Origin of the sequence: Alcaligenes sp. Lyrl_28 (genome assembly GCF_051948705.1) — a bacterium.
GTDB classification, from domain to species: Bacteria; Pseudomonadota; Gammaproteobacteria; order Burkholderiales; family Burkholderiaceae_B; genus Alcaligenes; species Alcaligenes ammonioxydans.
In genome coordinates, this window is the sequence record NZ_JAYJLG010000001.1 from 369,981 (window position 1) to 386,620 (window position 16,640).

Consider the following 16,640-nt stretch of genomic DNA (forward strand, 5'->3'; position numbering starts at 1 on the left):
CTAGTAAACAAAGTCGAAAGGAATATCGGCCATGGCACGATAGGCCACACCATTTTCCGTATACGGTTTAAAACGCGCTGTGCGTACAGCCTTCAGTGCAGACTCATCCAGACGCTCATAGCCTGAGGAGCTTTGCACCTTGGCTTCCAGCACGGTTCCTTGGGTTGAAATCACGACACGCACCACTACGCGGCCCTGCTCGCGACGGCGTTCCGAAGCCCGCGGGTACACGGGCACGGGTCGACGACCCAAATAATCCACACGGCCAATCAGTTTGGGACGATCGCCCTGTGCAGAACGTGCCGCGGCTTGAGCCGCATTATCCGTGGCCGGTCCAGCCTGGGCAGCGGGTGCTGCCAGTTGGGCAGGCTGTGGCGTTTCTGCTGGCGGTACTTCCGGTTTGGGCTGCGGCTTGGGCTTGGGCTTTGGCTTGGGTTTCGGTTTAGGCTTGGGAGGCTCTGGCACCGGCGGTTTTTCCACAATCGGCTCTGGCTCAGGCTCCACGATCGGTTCAGGCTCAGGATCGGGCTCCACCTCAGGTTCTGGCTCTGGCTCTGGCTCAGGTTCGGCCACCACCTGTTCGGGCGGAGCACTGACCTGCTCTTGCTGGACCGGCGCTTCCGTTACCTCCAACAAGGTCACTCCCACCACATCAATCGGAGCAGGTTCACCCACCATCTTGGGACTTTCCGTCCACAAGATGGTAGCCAGAACCCCCACGTGCAATCCCAGTGCTAATGCCAGCCCGGTTGCCTTCAAGGCCAGCATCGAGCGATTATTCGTTTGAGAAGCAATTCCGGTCATAATCCGTTCTACACATTCTGCAACCCGCATGGACCATGAGGGGACCGGACAGGATGCCCAGTGAAGTATCGAATCTTAACAGAAACAGGAATGATTCTCAATACTGTAAAATAGAAAAATATCCTGTGTTCAGCCTGCTTTGCAAGAAATTTTCCTGATACTAACGCAAACAGGCCGACTTACGGTCAGCCTGTTACGCCTCGTTTGCGAAAGATTAAGACGGACGGACGTCGGACGGGGTTTCCAAAGGAAAAGCACTGAATTTGCGCGGCAAGGCCAAGGCGCGCTCGCCGGGTGACAAGTCCAGCTGAGACCAGCGCTGATGATCGAACTCCGCCTCCCAGGCCCGTTCTCCTTCGTTCAGAGCCAGCTCCACCCGCACCGTTGCCCCCAAGGGAATAATACGCTGCACCGCCACCACAATACCTTGGCCATCCAGTTTGCGCTGCAGGTCCAGATCATGCGGACGCACATAGCCCACCGCTTCGCCCTGCCCGGCGCCCTGCCCGTTCAAGGCCTGGCTGGACTCGAACTGACCCAGTTGAGGATCAGCTACAAACCGTCCCTGCCGGAACTGACCAGGCAGGCGATTTGCCGCCCCCAGAAACTCGTATACAAAGGGGCTGGCCGGATGGTTATACACCTCTTGCGGAGCGCCCTCTTGTTCGACCCGCCCTTTGTTCAGCACCACGATACGGTCAGCCACTTCGATGGCCTCCTCCTGGTCGTGAGTCACAAACAAGGTGCTGATATGCAAGTCATCATGCAAACGACGCAGCCAGGAACGTAACTCTTTACGCACCTTGGCATCCAGAGCGCCAAATGGCTCATCAAGCAACAGGACACCAGGCTCTACAGCCAAAGCGCGCGCCAAGGCGATACGCTGTCGCTGACCACCCGACAAAGCGGCAGGATAACGATCTGCCAGCCAGTCCAGCTGCACCAGCTCCAGTAGCTCGTGCACACGCTGACGAATCTGTGCTTCGGGCAGGCGCTGTTTGCGGGGTTTGATGCGCAAACCAAAGGCCACGTTCTCAAATACGGTCATGTGGCGGAACAAGGCGTAATGTTGAAACACAAAACCGACTTGACGATCGCGGGTGCCAACCGAAGCCACATCCTTGCCATTGATGAGCACCTGACCCGCATCCGCATGTTCCAGACCTGCCACAATCCGCAGCAACGTCGTCTTGCCGCAACCCGAAGGCCCCAGCAAAGCCACCAGCTCGCCCGCTAGAAAATCCAATGTCACATCACCCAGTGCCGTAAACGCACCAAACTGTTTAGATAGATGACGAACTTCGATACTCATAATGAACTCCGAATGCGGTCATCCACGATGACCGTCTTGAACCATTTTGCGCTCGGCCCACAATTTAAGCGCCAGCGTCAGCAAAGCCAAAACTGCCAGCACCGAAGCGGCGGCAAAAGCGCCCACGGTGTGATAGTCGTTGTACTCAATCTCTACATGCAAAGGCAGGGTATTGGTCTGGCCACGTATATGACCAGACAATACCGACACTGCCCCGAACTCGCCCATTGCACGGGCATTGCACAAAATCACCCCATACAGCAGACCCCATTTGATCTTGGGCAAGGTCACGCGCCAGAACATCTGTCGCCCGTTGGCTCCCAACACCCGCGCGGCCTGCTCTTCGTCGCTACCCTGCATTTGCATGAGCGGGATCAGCTCGCGCGCCACAAACGGGAAGGTAACAAACAGGGTTGCCAGAACCAGCCCCGGCAAGGCGAACACAATACGGATGTTATTGGCATCGAGCCAGTCCCAAAACGGGCCCTGACGACCAAAAATCAATAGGAACATCAAACCTGCGATCACTGGCGAGACCGAAAAGGGCAGGTCAATCAAGGTGGTCAACAGGCTTTTACCACGAAACTCAAAACGGGCAATAGCCCAGGAAGCCGCCAAACCAAATGCGATATTCAAGGGGACGGCGATAACAGCCACGAGCACGGTCAAACTGGCCGCATGCAAGGTATCGCTCTGACTCAGTGCCGACAGATACGGCAAGACACCCCGACTGAACGCTGTCATGAATACCAGGATTAAGGGCAGCAGCAAAAACAGAACAAAAAACAGCAAGGCAAGGCCGATCAGTACCGCCTTGACGACCGGCCCCTCATCCTGCGCTGCCCGCAGGCGTGCCCTTGGCACCGACACCACAGGTACAGCGGGTTCCATCGCCAGGCTGCTCATCGGGCGCCCTCCAAGGCAAAAGGCGCAGCCACCCTGGCCGCTTTGCCACGCGCCTGCCCAGAATGACGCGCTTGCAAATACCACTGCAAACGATTGATTGCCAGCAAGATAATGAATGACAAGACCATCATCAGAACCGCCAGCGCCGAGGCGCCAGCGTAATCAAACTGTTCCAGCTTGATCACGATGAGTAAAGGCGTAATTTCAGAGACCATCGGCACATTCCCGGCTATGAAAATAACCGAGCCGTACTCCCCTACTGCGCGGGCAAACGCCAGGGCCACACCGGTCAGGCAGGCCGGCAAAATGGCGGGCAGAATCACTTTACTGACCGTCTGGAAGCGATCGGCTCCCAAACAGGCACTGACCTCCTCCTGCTCTTGCTCCAATTCCTCCAGAACTGGCTGAACGGTGCGCACTACAAACGGCAGGCCAATAAACACCAGGGCGATCAATACCCCCCAGGGAGTGAACGCAATTTGCCCGACATAGGGTTGCGCCCATGCCCCGATCCAGCCGGTAGGTGCATAAATCGCCGCCAGAGAAATCCCAGCCACCGACGTCGGCAATGCAAAGGGCAAGTCAATCAAGGCATCCACAAGACGGCGACCTGGGAAACGATATCGAACCAGCACCCAGGCCAGAATCAAACCAAATACGCCGTTGATCACAGCGGCCAAGGCCGCCATGCCAAAAGTCAACTTCAACGAGGCCAGGACACGCGCGGCGCTGATGGTCTCCCAAAAGGCCGACCAGCCCATAGAGGTGGTCTTGAGCAAAACAGCCGACAACGGTATGAGCACAATCAGACTTAAATAGCTGATGGACAAACCCATGGTCAAGCCAAAGCCTGGCAAAGCCCGCTGCTTGCGGCCAGCGGGCAGAAATCCCCAAAGACGAGCCTGTGACATCGAACGGTCCTCAGTAAGAGTGGGGTTATTTGCTCAAATAGATGCTGTCGAACACACCACCGTCCGCAAAGTGTTTGGCCTGAACCTGAGTCCAGCCGCCCAGCTCATCATCGACCTTGTACAGCTTCAACGCTGGAAACTGATCGCGGTACTTGGCGGCCACCGACTCCAGTCGAGGACGGTAAAAATGACGTGCAGCGATTTCCTGACCTTCCGGGCTATACAAATACTCCAGATAGGCTTGGGCCACTTTTTCCGTACCATGCTTGGCGGCATTGGCATCGACCAGCGCCACAGGCGGCTCAGCCAGGATGCTGCTGGAGGGCACCACAATATCAAAACGATCGGGCCCCAGATCCTTGACGGACAACAGCGCCTCGTTCTCCCAGGCAATCAATACATCACCGATACCCCGCTCGACGAAGGTCGTGGTCGAGCCACGCGCGCCGGAGTCCAGCACGCTGACATTACGGTACAGCTTGGCCACAAAATCACGCGCCTGCTCTTCATCCCCATTGGCTTGCTTTAAGGCATACAGCCAGGCAGCCAGGTAATTCCAGCGCGCGCCCGCCGAGGTTTTAGGATTGGGCGTCACCACTTTGACGTCCGGGCGAATCAAGTCGTTCCAGTCGTGAATGCCTTTAGGATTGCCCTTGCGCACCAGCAAGACAATCGTAGAGGTATAAGGGGTGCTGTTGTCCGGCAAACGCGCCTGCCAGCCTTTGTCCAGCAAACCAGACTGCGCGATCTGATCGATATCGGAAGAAATCCCCAGTGTCACCACATCCGCAGGCACCCCGTCAATCACGGTACGCGCCTGCTTGCTGGAGCCGCCATGAGAGCTGCGTATGACCACCTGCTCACCCGTTTGTGACTTGTAGTGGGCCTGGAAGGCCTTGTTGAACTCAGCGTAGAGCTCACGTGTCGGGTCGTACGAGACATTCAGAATACTGACTTCGGCTGCCACCGCACTTGCCGCCGCCAGCACCAGTGCCAGCAAGGCTCCTGCCCGCATGCCTTTCCACTTCTGTTGAAACCGCTTCATTCCCCATCCCCCCTGACACCATGTCCAAGCAATGAGAACGAGTCTAGCAAGGGTGTTTCACACCGCTAAATACCGATTCTTTGGTTAGATATAGCGGGCAGATAGAGGGGCCAAGAAGACTGCACTGACAAGGGAAAGAGCCGGCCGTAGTCAAGGCGGATGCGCAACTCTTTCTGTACTTCGAGCCACTGCTCATACCAGGTCTTCGCTTCGTTACGTTTTGAACCGTAAAGAAATGGTTGGCCAGCCGGACTATGAAAAAATCCAGACGTGGTGGCGTCCTACGTAGATTACACAAGCGTCGCCCACAACATATCGAGCCCGTCTGTCTCGCCGGGCAGCCGAACCCAAATGGCCGCCCCGATCGTTGAGCACGATAGTTAGATACAAACGCCCTATCCCATCGCATCCAAGCAGGTCCCTCTGTTCTGACGTGCGCCCCCTGTTTAACGGTGCACTCTGAAAGCTAACCAGAAAAAAGGTGAAACAATGAACTCCAGAACTCTTTCTAACTTGCTACTTGCTTCTACGCTCAGCTTAGGATTTAGCACGGTCGTCATCGCGGACAGCAAACCCTCTCACCCGGATCTTTCCGCAACAACCGGGCATGCAAGCAAAGACCCCAAAACGCCAGGGGAAGCAAATGCCAAAGAGGTGAGCACCCACCGCGCTGGGGCGGGGGACAAACACGGTGACGCCGAAATCAGTCAAAAAATTAAAGCGGCACTCCATGCCGATCATGCACTCAAAGACAAAAACATTGCTGTTGAGATGAACGACGGAGTTGCAACACTAAGCGGAACCGTCTCCAACGACAGCGAGTACAAGAAAGCAGTTGCAGTGGCTGAAAAAACCGAAGGCGTAAAACAGGTGAAGGCCACCGGACTGAGCGTCAACAAATAAGAGAACCGCTCGACCCGTCCCAAAGAGCCAGTACCGAAGATCTGAGCGTCAAGCACCCAATAAAAAACCGGACCCCATGCTTCATGGGGTCCGGTCTTATCGATCAACGCTACACTAGCCTGACAAGGCTAGCAGGAGATCAGATGATTTGGATCTGGGTAGCGCAAGGGCCTTTTTGGCCTACGCCTGCAACGAAGGAAACGCGTTGGTTTTCTTCAAGAGATTTAAACCCAGAGCCCTGAATTTCACTGTGGTGTGCGAAGAGGTCTTTACCGCCACTCTCCGGCATGATGAAGCCGAAGCCTTTTTCGTTATTGAACCACTTCACGATACCAATTTCTGTTTTCAATGTATGTCCTAAATAATCAGGGTAAAAATGTCCCTGGACACACTATGGCCGAGATTCACCAATATAGATAGCACCGTTACAAAGTAAATAGCCAGACGGCCCGGACACTGATCGCAAATGCGCACGGATGACCGGAAGCGGACCGTAAAGCGCAACTCTGTGCTGGTTGCCACCACCCATGACCCCGTCTTACTGCCTGTTCTCTGTACCAAGCCGCTAAGGCTCGATCAAACCTGAAAGGCGAACCTAGGAGTACGTTTACGAACGCTTACAGCCACTTTACCGCCTGTTGGCAGCATCTGAAGGCCTTTTTCCCGGTCTGGTGTGCCTGTTCAATCAAGGGCGAACGCACGTATAAGGCCAATAAAACAGGCACAAAAAAAGCACTTAGTTTTACCTAAGTGCTTGATTCGACTAGCAAAAGAAATGGTGGGTGCTGAGGGGTTCGAACCCCCGACCTACGCCTTGTAAGGGCGCCGCTCTACCAGCTGAGCTAAGCACCCATTTCTGTGATGCCGTTCTTCTTGTGAAGAAAAAGAATTATAGGACCAAAGAATTTTTTTTGCAAGCCTTTTGCGCCAATTAATTTATAAATTAATTCACAGCGTCTTTCAGAGCCTTACCGGGACGGAACTTGGGCACGTTGGCGCCTTCGATCTCGATAGTTTCACCGGTACGTGGGTTACGACCCGAACGGGCAGCGCGTTCCGACACAGCAAAGGTGCCAAAACCAACCAGAGTAACCGTATCTTTTTCTTTCAGCGTGGTGGTCACGGCATCGATAAACGCATCCAGTGCACGACCAGCGTCAGCTTTGGACAGATCGGCTTTGGTGGAAATGAATTCGATAAGCTCGGTTTTATTCATTGAGAAAATACCCCTGAAAATTATTTTACGGGCCCCCAGCGGGAACCAGTTTGTGGCGGTCAGACTTAATAGTGACAAACGACCGGACATCCAAGCGCCCTGTCTGTCATGGCTACCGGGCGCACAAGTGCCCCGGTTGGCTACCGCGTATTAAGCCTTCGTTTAATACCCGTGTCAAGCAAAAAAACCTCTGTAACCCGCATCATTGCTCACTGTTGATACAAGTTGCAGGACTTTCCCTATTTTGCTGCGAGAAACTTAACAGCCTGCCGCAAATATGTTATTTGGGCATCGCCCGGCACAAAATTAGCGGGCTGATACTTGCGTTTTTGAATAATCTTTCAAGCACTTGCACGCCTATCTGCGTCCCCCTGCTCGGTGCGCATCGACCAAGCTCGCCTGACGGCATCGTCCTTGCTCATCAGCAGCATCGCAATGGTGGTCAGAAAGGTCACTTTCCGCACCCATTCCCTGAGCATGAACCATACCCATGCCAGGTCCTGCACGCCTCCTACAATTTTCTGCATTGTTCCCCTGTATTTCATATTTAGCGACAGCAAGGAGCGCAGCGATGCACGGTAAGGTTTATCTGGTTGGAGCGGGTCCGGGTGACCCTGAACTTCTCACAGTGCGGGCTTTATACCTGCTGCAACAGGCCGATGCCGTCGTCCACGACCGTCTGGTCAGCCGCGCGATCATGAGCTGCGTCAACCCGGAAGCCAGTTTGCACGATGTTGGAAAAGTGGCAGCCTGCAGAGCCGGTATGCAAGACGACATCAATGCCTTGCTTTTGTCGCTGAGCAAAACACACCAGCATGTCGTTCGCCTCAAAGGTGGCGATCCCTTCGTCTTTGGGCGAGGTGGCGAGGAGCAGCTTTATCTGCATCAGCATGGTGTTCAGGTAGAGGTTGTGCCGGGTATTACGGCTGCCATCGGCGCGGCTGCCTCCCTGGGTATTCCCCTGACCCATCGCGGTCTGGCCAGCAGCATGCGTGTGGTCACCGGTCACCTGCGTGATAACCGGGGTCTGGAACTGGACTGGGCGTCCTTGTCCGACCCCTCCTGTACGCTGGTGTTTTACATGGCCATAGCTAATTGCGGCCATATCGCCCAGGCCTTGATTCAGCATGGACGCGACGCGGACACTCCTATCGCCCTGGCTCAGGATGCCACGCTTAAAAATCAGCGCTGGGGTTTAGGCACATTGCAAACCTTGCCGCAACTGGCAGAGACATTCAGTCCGCCTGCCCTGCTGATCATCGGAGACGTTGTGCGTTTGCATCCCGATTACCCCCGTCCCCGAGCACCCGCGCAGGACACAAGGCACGTTGAGCCGTTCGGAGCATTGACGTGAGCGCCAGGCATTGCTGCCGGCGCCCTGATATCGCCCGATTCCTGATAAAGCTATGGCCGGCTGCGCTGTTCGTATTTCTTTTGCCAAAGCAGCTCGCCGCCCATGAGCCGCCCCTCAGCCCGGAACGGCAAGCATCACTACGTAGCTTGCTGCATCAGGAATGTGGTTCGTGCCATGGTCTGAAGCTCAACGGCGGGCTGGGCCCAGCCTTGACGAGTGACGCCCTGCAAGGCCAAAGCACGGCGCAGATCGCGCTGACAATCATGCACGGCCGTCCAGGGACGGCCATGCCCGGCTGGAATCGCTTTCTCCACCCCTCGGAAAGCCTGTGGCTGGCCGATTTTCTGCTTCGAACCCCGGACAAGAAACCATGAAAGCTTTGATAACGCTTGGCCTGCTGCTTGTGCTAAGCGGCTGCTCGACCCCACCACTACGAGGCACTCACGATCTGGGACTGGTTGTCGAGCGCGCCACTGGCAGCGTCGTCGTAATTGAAACCAGCCAGCAAAGCCGTCTGGCGCGCATCGAAGGTCTGGGCGATCTGTCCCATGCTCACATCACCTATTCCCGCGACGGGCGCTACGGCTATGTGTTTGGTCGTGATGGCGGCCTGAGCAAGGTTGATCTGCTTGGGCAAGTTCTGGTGCGACGCATCATTCAGTCTGGCAATGCCATCGGTGGCGCCATCTCGCAAGACGGCAGACTGATTGTGGTACAGAACTACGAGCCAGGCGGCATCCGGGTTTTCGATGCCGATACCCTCACTTTGCTCAGCGAGGTCCCCTCTACCTACGCCCCCGGCAAGCGCGCCAAAGTGGTGGGTCTGGCAGATTTGCCCAATCAGCAGTTCGTCTACTCTCTGTTCGAGGCAGGCGAGATCTGGTTGACCGACCTGTCCAATCCCCTCAGGCCTATCACCCGTCGCTTTCCGGCCGGCCGCCAGCCCTACGATGCTATGGTGACCCCAGACGGACGGTACTACATTGCCGGGCTGTTTGGCGAAGACGCCTTGGCGTTGCTGGACTTATGGAACCCTGAACAAGGTGTCCGAAAGATCCTGGCTGGCTATGGTCGGGGCGAATCGGCCTTGCCGGTGTACAAGATGCCGCATCTGCGTGGCTGGGCACTGGCAGGCCAGAATGTATTCCTGCCTGCCATAGGGCGCCACGAGGTGCTGGTTGCCAGTACCTTGGACTGGCAAGAAAAGGCCCGCATTCCGGTCCTGGGCCAGGCCGTATTTGTGATGGCCCAGCCTGATGGTCGCCAGGTTTGGGTGAACTTCGCCTTTCCAGACAACGACAAGGTGCAGGTCATTGACGTCGCGACATCCAGCGTGATCCGGACCCTGGAAGTGGGCAAGGCTGTGCTGCATATGGAGTTTACGCCTCGAGGCGAGGCGGTTTGGATCTCGGCACGCGATGACAACCGGGTCAACGTATACGACACCCGCAGTTTCAAACACCTGAGCAGCCTGAGTATTCATCAGCCCAGTGGCGTGTTTTTTACGCATCGGAGCAGTCGCATTGGTTTCTGAACTCTCCCCTTCCGCTTTCCAACTACTCAATGCCTGGCAACACGGTTTCCCCCTGGAGCCACGTCCTTTTCGCAAACTGGGACTGCTACTGGGCCTGAGCGAACCAGCAGTGATGGACTACCTCCGAGGCTGGCGCGACCAAGGCATCATCAGCCGCATTGGACCGGTTCTGAACCCCGCCTGCATAAGCAGCACGTTGGTCGGCATGCAAGTTCCAGACCGAGAGCTGGATGGCGTGGCAAACTGGATCAGCACGCTACCGGCCGTCAACCATAATTACGAACGGGAGCACGCCATCAATCTCTGGTTTGTGCTGACCTGTTCAGATGAAGCAGAACGGCGCGCAACGCTCGATCACATCGCGTGCCACACGGGCTTACGGCCCCTGTCTCTGCCCATGCTCAAGGCCTATCACATTGATCTGGGTTTCAGCCTGCTTCATCACACCAAAGTAAACAACCCTATAGCGCCCGGCAGCGGTCTGCCTGCCTTGGGCAGCGTTGAACGCAAGCTGCTTGAATGCGCATTAAAAGGCGTGGAGATTCAGGCCGAACCGTTCAAACCCTGGGCTCAGTACGCGCAAATAAGCGAGGCGCAAGTACTGCTGCATCTACGCCACTTTCTGGCGCAAGGGATTTTCAGGCGGTTTGGTGTGGTTCTACACCATCGCAAGCTGGGCTATCAGGCCAATGCCATGTGCGTCTGGACAGTAGACACGCAGCATATCGACGCCTTGGGCGAAAAACTGGCCAAGCAAAGCGGCATCACGTTGTGCTATCGGCGCCAGCCCTTTCCACCCTATTGGAATCACAATCTGTTTTGCATGATTCACGGTAAAGAACGTGGGCAGGTGCTGAGCCAACATGCACAGTTGAACGACGATTTGGGCTTGAGCCTGTTGCCCCAGGAAGTTCTGTTCTCCAAACGTTGCTTCAAACAACGGGGCGCATTGCTTAACCAGCCTCATCATGACTAATACGAATCTCCCCTTACGCCACACACCGGTCGAATTGGACGCTGCAGATCGACCTATCCTGAATCGCTTGCAGGAGGGATTCCCCATCTGCTCCCGTCCTTTTGCGCAACTGGCTCCTGATTTTGGTTTGAAGGAGTCCGAACTAATCGCACGCGTGCAGCACTTACACCGATCCGGCGTCCTGACCCGCTTTGGCCCTCTCTTTCAGATCGAAGCCCTGGGAGGGGCTTATTGCCTGGCCGCAATGGCCGTGCCGGAAAAGCGCTGGGAAAGCACCGTCAAAGCGGTGAACCGCCACCCGGAGGTAGCGCATAACTACCGTCGCACTCACGCCTTGAATATGTGGTTCGTGCTTGCCGCCGCCAGCATGCTGGAGATCGAGTCCTGCCTGAGGACCATCGAAGTGGAGACAGGCTTGCCGGTTTTCGCATTCCCGAAAGAGCGGGAATACCTTCTTAGCCTGAAACTGGAGCTTTGACATGCGGCGCTTAACTCAGCCTTACATCGCTTTGATTCATGCGTCTGAACAAGGCTTGGCGATAGAACCCCAACCTTATCTAAAACTAGCCCAAGAGCTGCGGGTGTCCGAAACCTATGTCATGACACAGCTTCAAAACATGCTGGACCACGGCTTGATCCGGCGTATTGCAGCCGTCCCCAATCACTATGCCTTGGGCTATGTAGCCAATGGAATGTGCGTCTGGAACGTTGCAGACGACAAACTGGACACGGTAGGCACATGGCTGGCTACACAAGCGGGCATCAGCCACTGCTACCGTCGACCCCGACGCCTACCCGAGTGGCCCTATAACCTGTTTGCCATGTTGCATGGCAAAGACCATGACACGGTGCGCGCCCAGGCACTACACATCAGTACACAAATCAGGCAGGACTTTCCGGGAATTTTGCACGATCACGATATTTTATTTTCCACGGCCATTCTTAAGAAAACTGGCTTGCGTCTGCGGAGGCCTTAAGCATGTTTCGCCTATCCCGTTTTGTTGCTGCGTTGCACTCCCCGGTTCCCCCTATGCGTAAAAGCAAGGCCCCGGTGGTCATCTGGAATCTGATCCGGCGTTGCAATCTGCATTGCAGCCATTGTTACTCAGCCTCGACCAACAAGCATTTTCCAGGGGAGTTGAGCCATGAACAGGCGTGCCGGGTCATGGATGATTTGCATCAGTTCGGCGTACGCGCATTAATTCTATCGGGTGGCGAACCCTTGCTACGACCCGATATTTATGACCTGGCCCAACGAGCAAAAGCCTTGGGTATGTACGTTGGACTGTCATCCAATGGCACGTTGATCACAGAGCAGACTATTGATCGGATAGCCGACTGCGGCTTTGACTATGTGGGTATCTCGCTGGATGGCTTGCAAGCCAGACATGACAACATTCGGGGCGAGAAAGGAGCCTACGCGGCATCGTTGCAAGGTTTGCGTCTATGTCGTGAAAAGCATCTGAAAGTCGGCCTGCGCTTTACATTAACCCAAGAAAACGCACTTGATTTGAATGGTCTGCTACAGGTGATGGAACAAGAGCAGATTGACCGTTTTTATCTCTCTCATTTGAACTACGCGGGCAGGGGTATGGGCAACCGCTTCCTGACCAGTCACCACGCGCTCACCCGATGGGCAATGGAACAACTGTTCACCACCTGCCTGACCTATCAGCAAGCTGGCACCCCCAAGGAATTTACCTCGGGCAATAACGATGCTGATGGTGTTTTCTTTTTACATTGGGTACGACGGCACTACCCCGAACATACGCAGAAAATTATCGACATGTTGCGGCAATGGGGAGGCAATTCCTCTGGCCAGGGCATCGCCAATATCGATAACCGCGGTAATGTGCATCCCGACACCATGTGGTGGCACTATAGTTTGGGCAATGTACTGCAACGCCCTTTCTCAGAGATTTGGTCAGACCAGCAGGAGCCCCTGCTAAGGGGACTACGCCAGAAGCCACGGCAGGTACAAGGGCGCTGCGCGAGCTGCGCGTATCTCGACATCTGTAATGGCAATACCCGCACCCGCGCAGAAAAGAGCACCGGCAATGTATGGGCTGAAGATCCGGGCTGCTATCTGAATGACCAGGAAATCACTCGCTAAGGTCGCCCCTCTTTATTGCGCAAGGTTGGGCACTGCCGACGAAGCAGCGCCCACCCACACCCACACCGCACTCCCATTCAAGTTCAAAATCACACTCACAACAGATCCTGAGCAAGATTTATAAGGACATCCCCGCTAGATCTGCACGCCAACTTCTACAAAGACACAATGGCAGCTGCTGGAATAAAACATCGACAAATGCTGCATCGGTCCCAGCAATCAATAATGCAGGTACCAGCCTGTGCGTTTTGTATGGTGAGCCATTACCAATGGCAGGTCAGTCAAAGCCCAGAACGCAGACACGAATAAACACACATCGTGCCTGAGTCAGGTAGCTGAACATAATGCAGCATCTGCCCCCAACCGCAGCCGTAATACGCAGATTGTTTAAGCCAGTTCGCCCTGCACGCCATGGTGACGCAACAGATCAAGCAAAGGCTGCACAGGCCACGATGCTTTCCAGGTGATCACAATACGCTCTCCGGGTGACCAGGAACGGCACAGCGGCGCCCAGAAATCCTGATTCAACAAGGTTTCCTGCAAAACCACGCCCCCCTGATCCAAAGGCATCAGGCGGGCGTCGCGACGGGCCTTTTCGAGAATTGCGGGCAAGATAAGCGGCAAATATAAAACCCAGTCCGCCTGGTTCAATTTGCGCAACGCACGAAGGGTTAACAAATCCACTGCGTCCAAATCTGCAATCGGCAGTATGGTGACCACAATAGTCTGAGGAGGCACCTCCTCCTTTAATGCCGTCTCAAAAGCCGTCTGTGCCTGCTCAGGCTTACCCTGGGCAAACAGATCGGGAATAGGACTATCCAGAACAGAATCAAAAAACTGACGGCGCGTATGGGGCTCGGGAAAAGCCTGTTTGATCTCTGCTCGACGGCGAGCCAGCAGCCCCGCCAGTTGCCCTAGCGATTCGGGAAGCTCGCTTTCTATCCATTCACGGACCCGTCGAGCCAGAACAGGAGCCGAGCCGGCAGACGAAATCGCAATCATCAAGGGCGAGCGGTCCACCATGGCCGGCACCTGCACAGTCGAAAGCTCACCGTCATCGACCACATTGCAGGGCAAATGCAAGGCTTCGGCTGCCTGCGCCACGCTACGGTTTATCTCGCGCCGACCGGTGGCTGCGATGACCAGCCAGGCATGACGAATATGATCCGCCACAAAAGAGCTGAACAGACTGGTCAAGGCACCAGCTTGGGCGCTGGCCCGTAACCATGGGGTTTGCTCGGGCGCTACAACGGTAACTCGTGCCCCAGCACGCAGCAAAAGACGAACCTTGCGCTCGGCGACCGTCCCCCCACCGACCACGACGACGACCTTGCCAGTCAGATTGAAGAACAAGGGAAACACATTCATGGCATCACATCCTTCAGGCGTCAGTGAACACTGACGCCCGGTTCATTGCTACTTCAGACCGGCAAAGTAAGCAGCCAGCTCATTGACCATTTCAGGGCTTAAGGGCTCAGCCATCGGACTCATGATGGGGTCATTGCGCTCTCGCGTTTTGAACTGCTGCAACTGTTTGACCAGATATTCCTCTTTTTGCCCAGCCAGGTTGGGATACAAGCCCACTGTACTGATTCCCTCTAGCCCATGACATGATGCACACAGGGGCAGCATGGCAGAGGCCTGAGCCGACAATTGTGACTGCCCATGTGAACCTTGCAATCCGGCCGGCTCGTCCGCCGCCCTGGCTGCATTGACTGCCATCAGTCCAGCCAGGGCCAGACCCATCAAAAGCTGTTTCATGATGTTCCTTTGCTTAGAATTTTTGGGTTTCAGGCTGCCCGATGGTGAGCCAACGGGTGCGGGCACGCGAGAACACACCGGAGGGGCTTTCCATCTTGTGCTCGGCCACCAGCTCCAGACTGCGGCTGTCATAGATCTTCAGACGATCACCCCAATAGCCAGAGCTGACGTACAGGTAATCACCCGTACGGTTGTAATTGGGAAAGAAGGCGTGACCGCCCACGTCCAGGGTTTTCACGACGGACAAGGTGTTTTTGTCGATCAGCTGAATCCAGGCGGCACGCTTGTCTTTGTCAATAATGTCGACCGCGACATACGGGGCATTGGGGTGAGCAGCCGGCGATTCGGTGGCGCCCGCCACCGGAATTTGTTTCACCACCGAAAAGTCTTTGGTATCCCAGACGGTGACCACAGAGCCCAGTTTGCAACTGCCCATATTGGTGCCGAAAGCCAGCATACGCCCATTGACTTCCGTTACCGCTCCCGAACCGGCATGAGGCTGGCAGCCAGCCGGAATATCGCGCACCACTTTGTCGTCTTTCAAGTCGATGGCCACATACTTGTTGTCATCGTAAGAGGCAACCATGGAATAGCGCCCATCCGGGGTGAGGAAAGTATCGTGCAACATGCGCCCCACCTTGGCCAGTTTGGTCACGGGCATGTCGGGCTTGTCCGGGTCGATGATCCAGATCTGTCCTGCTTGCCGCAGCGTCAGTGCAAATTTGTTATTGATGCGACTGCCGATGATCGGACCGCCAGCGGATTTAATGAAATTGCCATCGGGGTCCTCGCCTTCCAGCGCGAGATATTTCACGGGCTCCAGGGTGTCGGCTTTCAAGATAACCATGCTGTTGGGCACGAATGAGCTCAGCGCCAGCCACTTACCATCCTTGGACAGTGCTATCCCGGTGCCCGTCAGACCAATCTTGGCCTGTCGCACAATCTGCAAGGTGTACAGGTCGATTTTATAGACATGGCCATCATCACTTTTCAGATAGGCCCAGCGCTCATGACTGGGGCTGAACTCCATGATGTGGGGTGCTCCCACCGTCGCAATTTCGCCCACTTTCTGGTTGTTCTGGCCATTGATGAAAACCGCACGGGCCTGATTGGCGCCGTCACCCCGACCGTAGCGTCCACGAGCCATGATGACCATCAGATCGTAGACAGAGTCGATCTCGTAATTGGGCTTGTCGGGTAAGGTGGACTCATCGATCAACACCTTCACGCTAGCGCGGATCTGGTCCATCCCCCAGTGACGTTCCACCACAGGCTCATTTTTGATCAGCCTGGCCAGGGCACGGATATCCTCATCGGGCAAACGCCCCACGAAAGGCGGCATCAAGGTATCCGGGATTCCGGTCATGATGGTGCCGCGCAAGGCAATCTCACTTTGAACGAGACGATCCCTGTGCAGACCCGGCGCAATGTATCCACCCCGGTCGGCTGCGTGACAGACCGCACAGTTCTCCTGAAACAGCTTGTCCACCCGCACTTGCTCTTGCGTCGGTTCCGCCAGTGCCGTGCTGACGGTGGCAGACAGGAAGGCCAGGGTCATCATTTTTCTATACATTCCATTACCTCCAACATGTGACTTGCCAAGGGGCAAGGCCATTCAAACTATAACGATTGTTATTTTTTGATGAGAAGGTATGGATACGGACCAAAGAATGGTGACGGTTTTTTTATATCGCAATTACAGTAAATTAAATACTCTTACCGAGATAAAAAAATCGCTGACGATGGGTAAGGTGACAGATCAACAAAGCGGACAAATTTATCACGAACGAAACATCACATTGAGC

General features: G+C 55.4%; 19 protein-coding genes and 1 tRNA gene. 8 read left to right on the plus strand and 12 right to left on the minus strand.

The annotated features are described in order from the left end of the window. The 5 genes from VF694_RS01640 to VF694_RS01660 form a co-directional block, all read right to left on the minus strand. A complete protein-coding gene (locus VF694_RS01640; protein WP_440163813.1) occupies positions 1 to 768 on the minus strand; it encodes an energy transducer TonB in 768 nt (255 codons plus the stop codon). 250 nt (positions 769 to 1,018) lie between these two features. Continuing rightward, positions 1,019 to 2,116, minus strand: coding sequence for a sulfate/molybdate ABC transporter ATP-binding protein (locus tag VF694_RS01645; protein ID WP_440163592.1), 1,098 nt, complete (start codon positions 2,114 to 2,116; stop codon positions 1,019 to 1,021). Positions 2,117 to 2,134: 18 nt separating this feature from the next. Beyond that, the gene (gene cysW / locus VF694_RS01650) at positions 2,135 to 3,022 is read right to left on the minus strand and encodes a sulfate ABC transporter permease subunit CysW (RefSeq protein ID WP_003799458.1); all 888 of its coding nucleotides are present in this window, start codon (positions 3,020 to 3,022) and stop codon (positions 2,135 to 2,137) included. Then, positions 3,019 to 3,933: a sulfate ABC transporter permease subunit CysT gene (gene cysT / locus VF694_RS01655; protein WP_003799457.1), complete on the minus strand. Its 915-nt coding sequence runs from the start codon at positions 3,931 to 3,933 to the stop codon at positions 3,019 to 3,021. Before cysT ends, cysW begins: the two co-directional genes overlap by 4 nt. A 25-nt stretch (positions 3,934 to 3,958) precedes the next feature. Then, entirely contained in the window at positions 3,959 to 4,978 is a 1,020-nt protein-coding gene (locus VF694_RS01660; protein WP_407927694.1) for a sulfate ABC transporter substrate-binding protein, read from the minus strand. A gap of 489 nt (positions 4,979 to 5,467) precedes the next feature. On the opposite strand from VF694_RS01660, the gene VF694_RS01665 reads away from it, so the two are divergent. Next, positions 5,468 to 5,881 (plus strand): BON domain-containing protein, encoded by a 414-nt coding sequence (locus VF694_RS01665; protein WP_003799454.1) that lies wholly within the window; start codon positions 5,468 to 5,470, stop codon positions 5,879 to 5,881. A gap of 139 nt (positions 5,882 to 6,020) precedes the next feature. Here the strand turns inward: VF694_RS01665 and VF694_RS01670 are convergent, their stop codons facing one another. The 4 genes from VF694_RS01670 to VF694_RS01685 form a co-directional block, all read right to left on the minus strand. Beyond that, the gene (locus VF694_RS01670; protein WP_003799452.1) at positions 6,021 to 6,230 is read right to left on the minus strand and encodes a cold-shock protein; all 210 of its coding nucleotides are present in this window, start codon (positions 6,228 to 6,230) and stop codon (positions 6,021 to 6,023) included. Between the two features lie 427 nt (positions 6,231 to 6,657). Continuing rightward, a tRNA-Val gene (locus VF694_RS01675) sits at positions 6,658 to 6,733 on the minus strand. Between the two features lie 91 nt (positions 6,734 to 6,824). Then, complete coding sequence (locus VF694_RS01680; RefSeq protein WP_003799450.1) at positions 6,825 to 7,097, minus strand: HU family DNA-binding protein; 273 nt, start codon at positions 7,095 to 7,097, stop codon at positions 6,825 to 6,827. A 341-nt stretch (positions 7,098 to 7,438) separates the two neighbouring features. Beyond that, positions 7,439 to 7,624 (minus strand): hypothetical protein, encoded by a 186-nt coding sequence (locus VF694_RS01685; RefSeq protein ID WP_219234902.1) that lies wholly within the window; start codon positions 7,622 to 7,624, stop codon positions 7,439 to 7,441. A 44-nt stretch (positions 7,625 to 7,668) separates the two neighbouring features. Between VF694_RS01685 and cobA the strand changes: the two genes are divergently transcribed. Genes cobA through nirJ form a run of 7 tightly spaced genes read left to right on the plus strand, consistent with a single transcriptional unit; the run spans position 7,669 to position 13,074 of the window. Beyond that, the gene (gene cobA, locus VF694_RS01690; RefSeq protein WP_440163594.1) at positions 7,669 to 8,451 is read left to right on the plus strand and encodes a uroporphyrinogen-III C-methyltransferase; all 783 of its coding nucleotides are present in this window, start codon (positions 7,669 to 7,671) and stop codon (positions 8,449 to 8,451) included. Beyond that, complete coding sequence (locus VF694_RS01695; RefSeq protein WP_338081237.1) at positions 8,448 to 8,825, plus strand: c-type cytochrome; 378 nt, start codon at positions 8,448 to 8,450, stop codon at positions 8,823 to 8,825. The genes cobA and VF694_RS01695 overlap by 4 nt, the downstream gene beginning before the upstream one ends. After that, complete coding sequence (locus tag VF694_RS01700) at positions 8,822 to 9,985, plus strand: cytochrome D1 domain-containing protein (protein WP_440163596.1); 1,164 nt, start codon at positions 8,822 to 8,824, stop codon at positions 9,983 to 9,985. The genes VF694_RS01695 and VF694_RS01700 overlap by 4 nt, the downstream gene beginning before the upstream one ends. Further along, complete coding sequence (gene ahbB, locus VF694_RS01705; RefSeq protein WP_415301748.1) at positions 9,975 to 10,961, plus strand: siroheme decarboxylase subunit beta; 987 nt, start codon at positions 9,975 to 9,977, stop codon at positions 10,959 to 10,961. The genes VF694_RS01700 and ahbB (VF694_RS01705) overlap by 11 nt, the downstream gene beginning before the upstream one ends. Next, entirely contained in the window at positions 10,954 to 11,439 is a 486-nt protein-coding gene (locus VF694_RS01710) for an Lrp/AsnC family transcriptional regulator (RefSeq protein WP_440163598.1), read from the plus strand. Before ahbB (VF694_RS01705) ends, VF694_RS01710 begins: the two co-directional genes overlap by 8 nt. 1 nt (position 11,440) lies before the next feature. Next, on the plus strand, positions 11,441 to 11,938 hold the full coding sequence (gene ahbB, locus VF694_RS01715; protein ID WP_440163599.1) for a siroheme decarboxylase subunit beta: 498 nt from the start codon (positions 11,441 to 11,443) through the stop codon (positions 11,936 to 11,938). 2 nt (positions 11,939 to 11,940) lie between these two features. After that, a complete protein-coding gene (gene nirJ, locus VF694_RS01720; RefSeq protein ID WP_440163601.1) occupies positions 11,941 to 13,074 on the plus strand; it encodes a heme d1 biosynthesis radical SAM protein NirJ in 1,134 nt (377 codons plus the stop codon). A gap of 387 nt (positions 13,075 to 13,461) precedes the next feature. On the opposite strand, the gene VF694_RS01725 is transcribed toward nirJ, so the two are convergent. Genes VF694_RS01725 through VF694_RS01735 form a run of 3 tightly spaced genes read right to left on the minus strand, consistent with a single transcriptional unit; the run spans position 13,462 to position 16,408 of the window. Then, the gene (locus VF694_RS01725; RefSeq protein WP_429642813.1) at positions 13,462 to 14,442 is read right to left on the minus strand and encodes an NAD(P)-dependent oxidoreductase; all 981 of its coding nucleotides are present in this window, start codon (positions 14,440 to 14,442) and stop codon (positions 13,462 to 13,464) included. Between the two features lie 48 nt (positions 14,443 to 14,490). Beyond that, complete coding sequence (locus VF694_RS01730; RefSeq protein WP_415301752.1) at positions 14,491 to 14,835, minus strand: c-type cytochrome; 345 nt, start codon at positions 14,833 to 14,835, stop codon at positions 14,491 to 14,493. A gap of 13 nt (positions 14,836 to 14,848) precedes the next feature. Then, entirely contained in the window at positions 14,849 to 16,408 is a 1,560-nt protein-coding gene (locus VF694_RS01735) for a cytochrome D1 domain-containing protein (RefSeq protein ID WP_440163604.1), read from the minus strand. Positions 16,409 to 16,640: the final 232 nt, after the last annotated feature.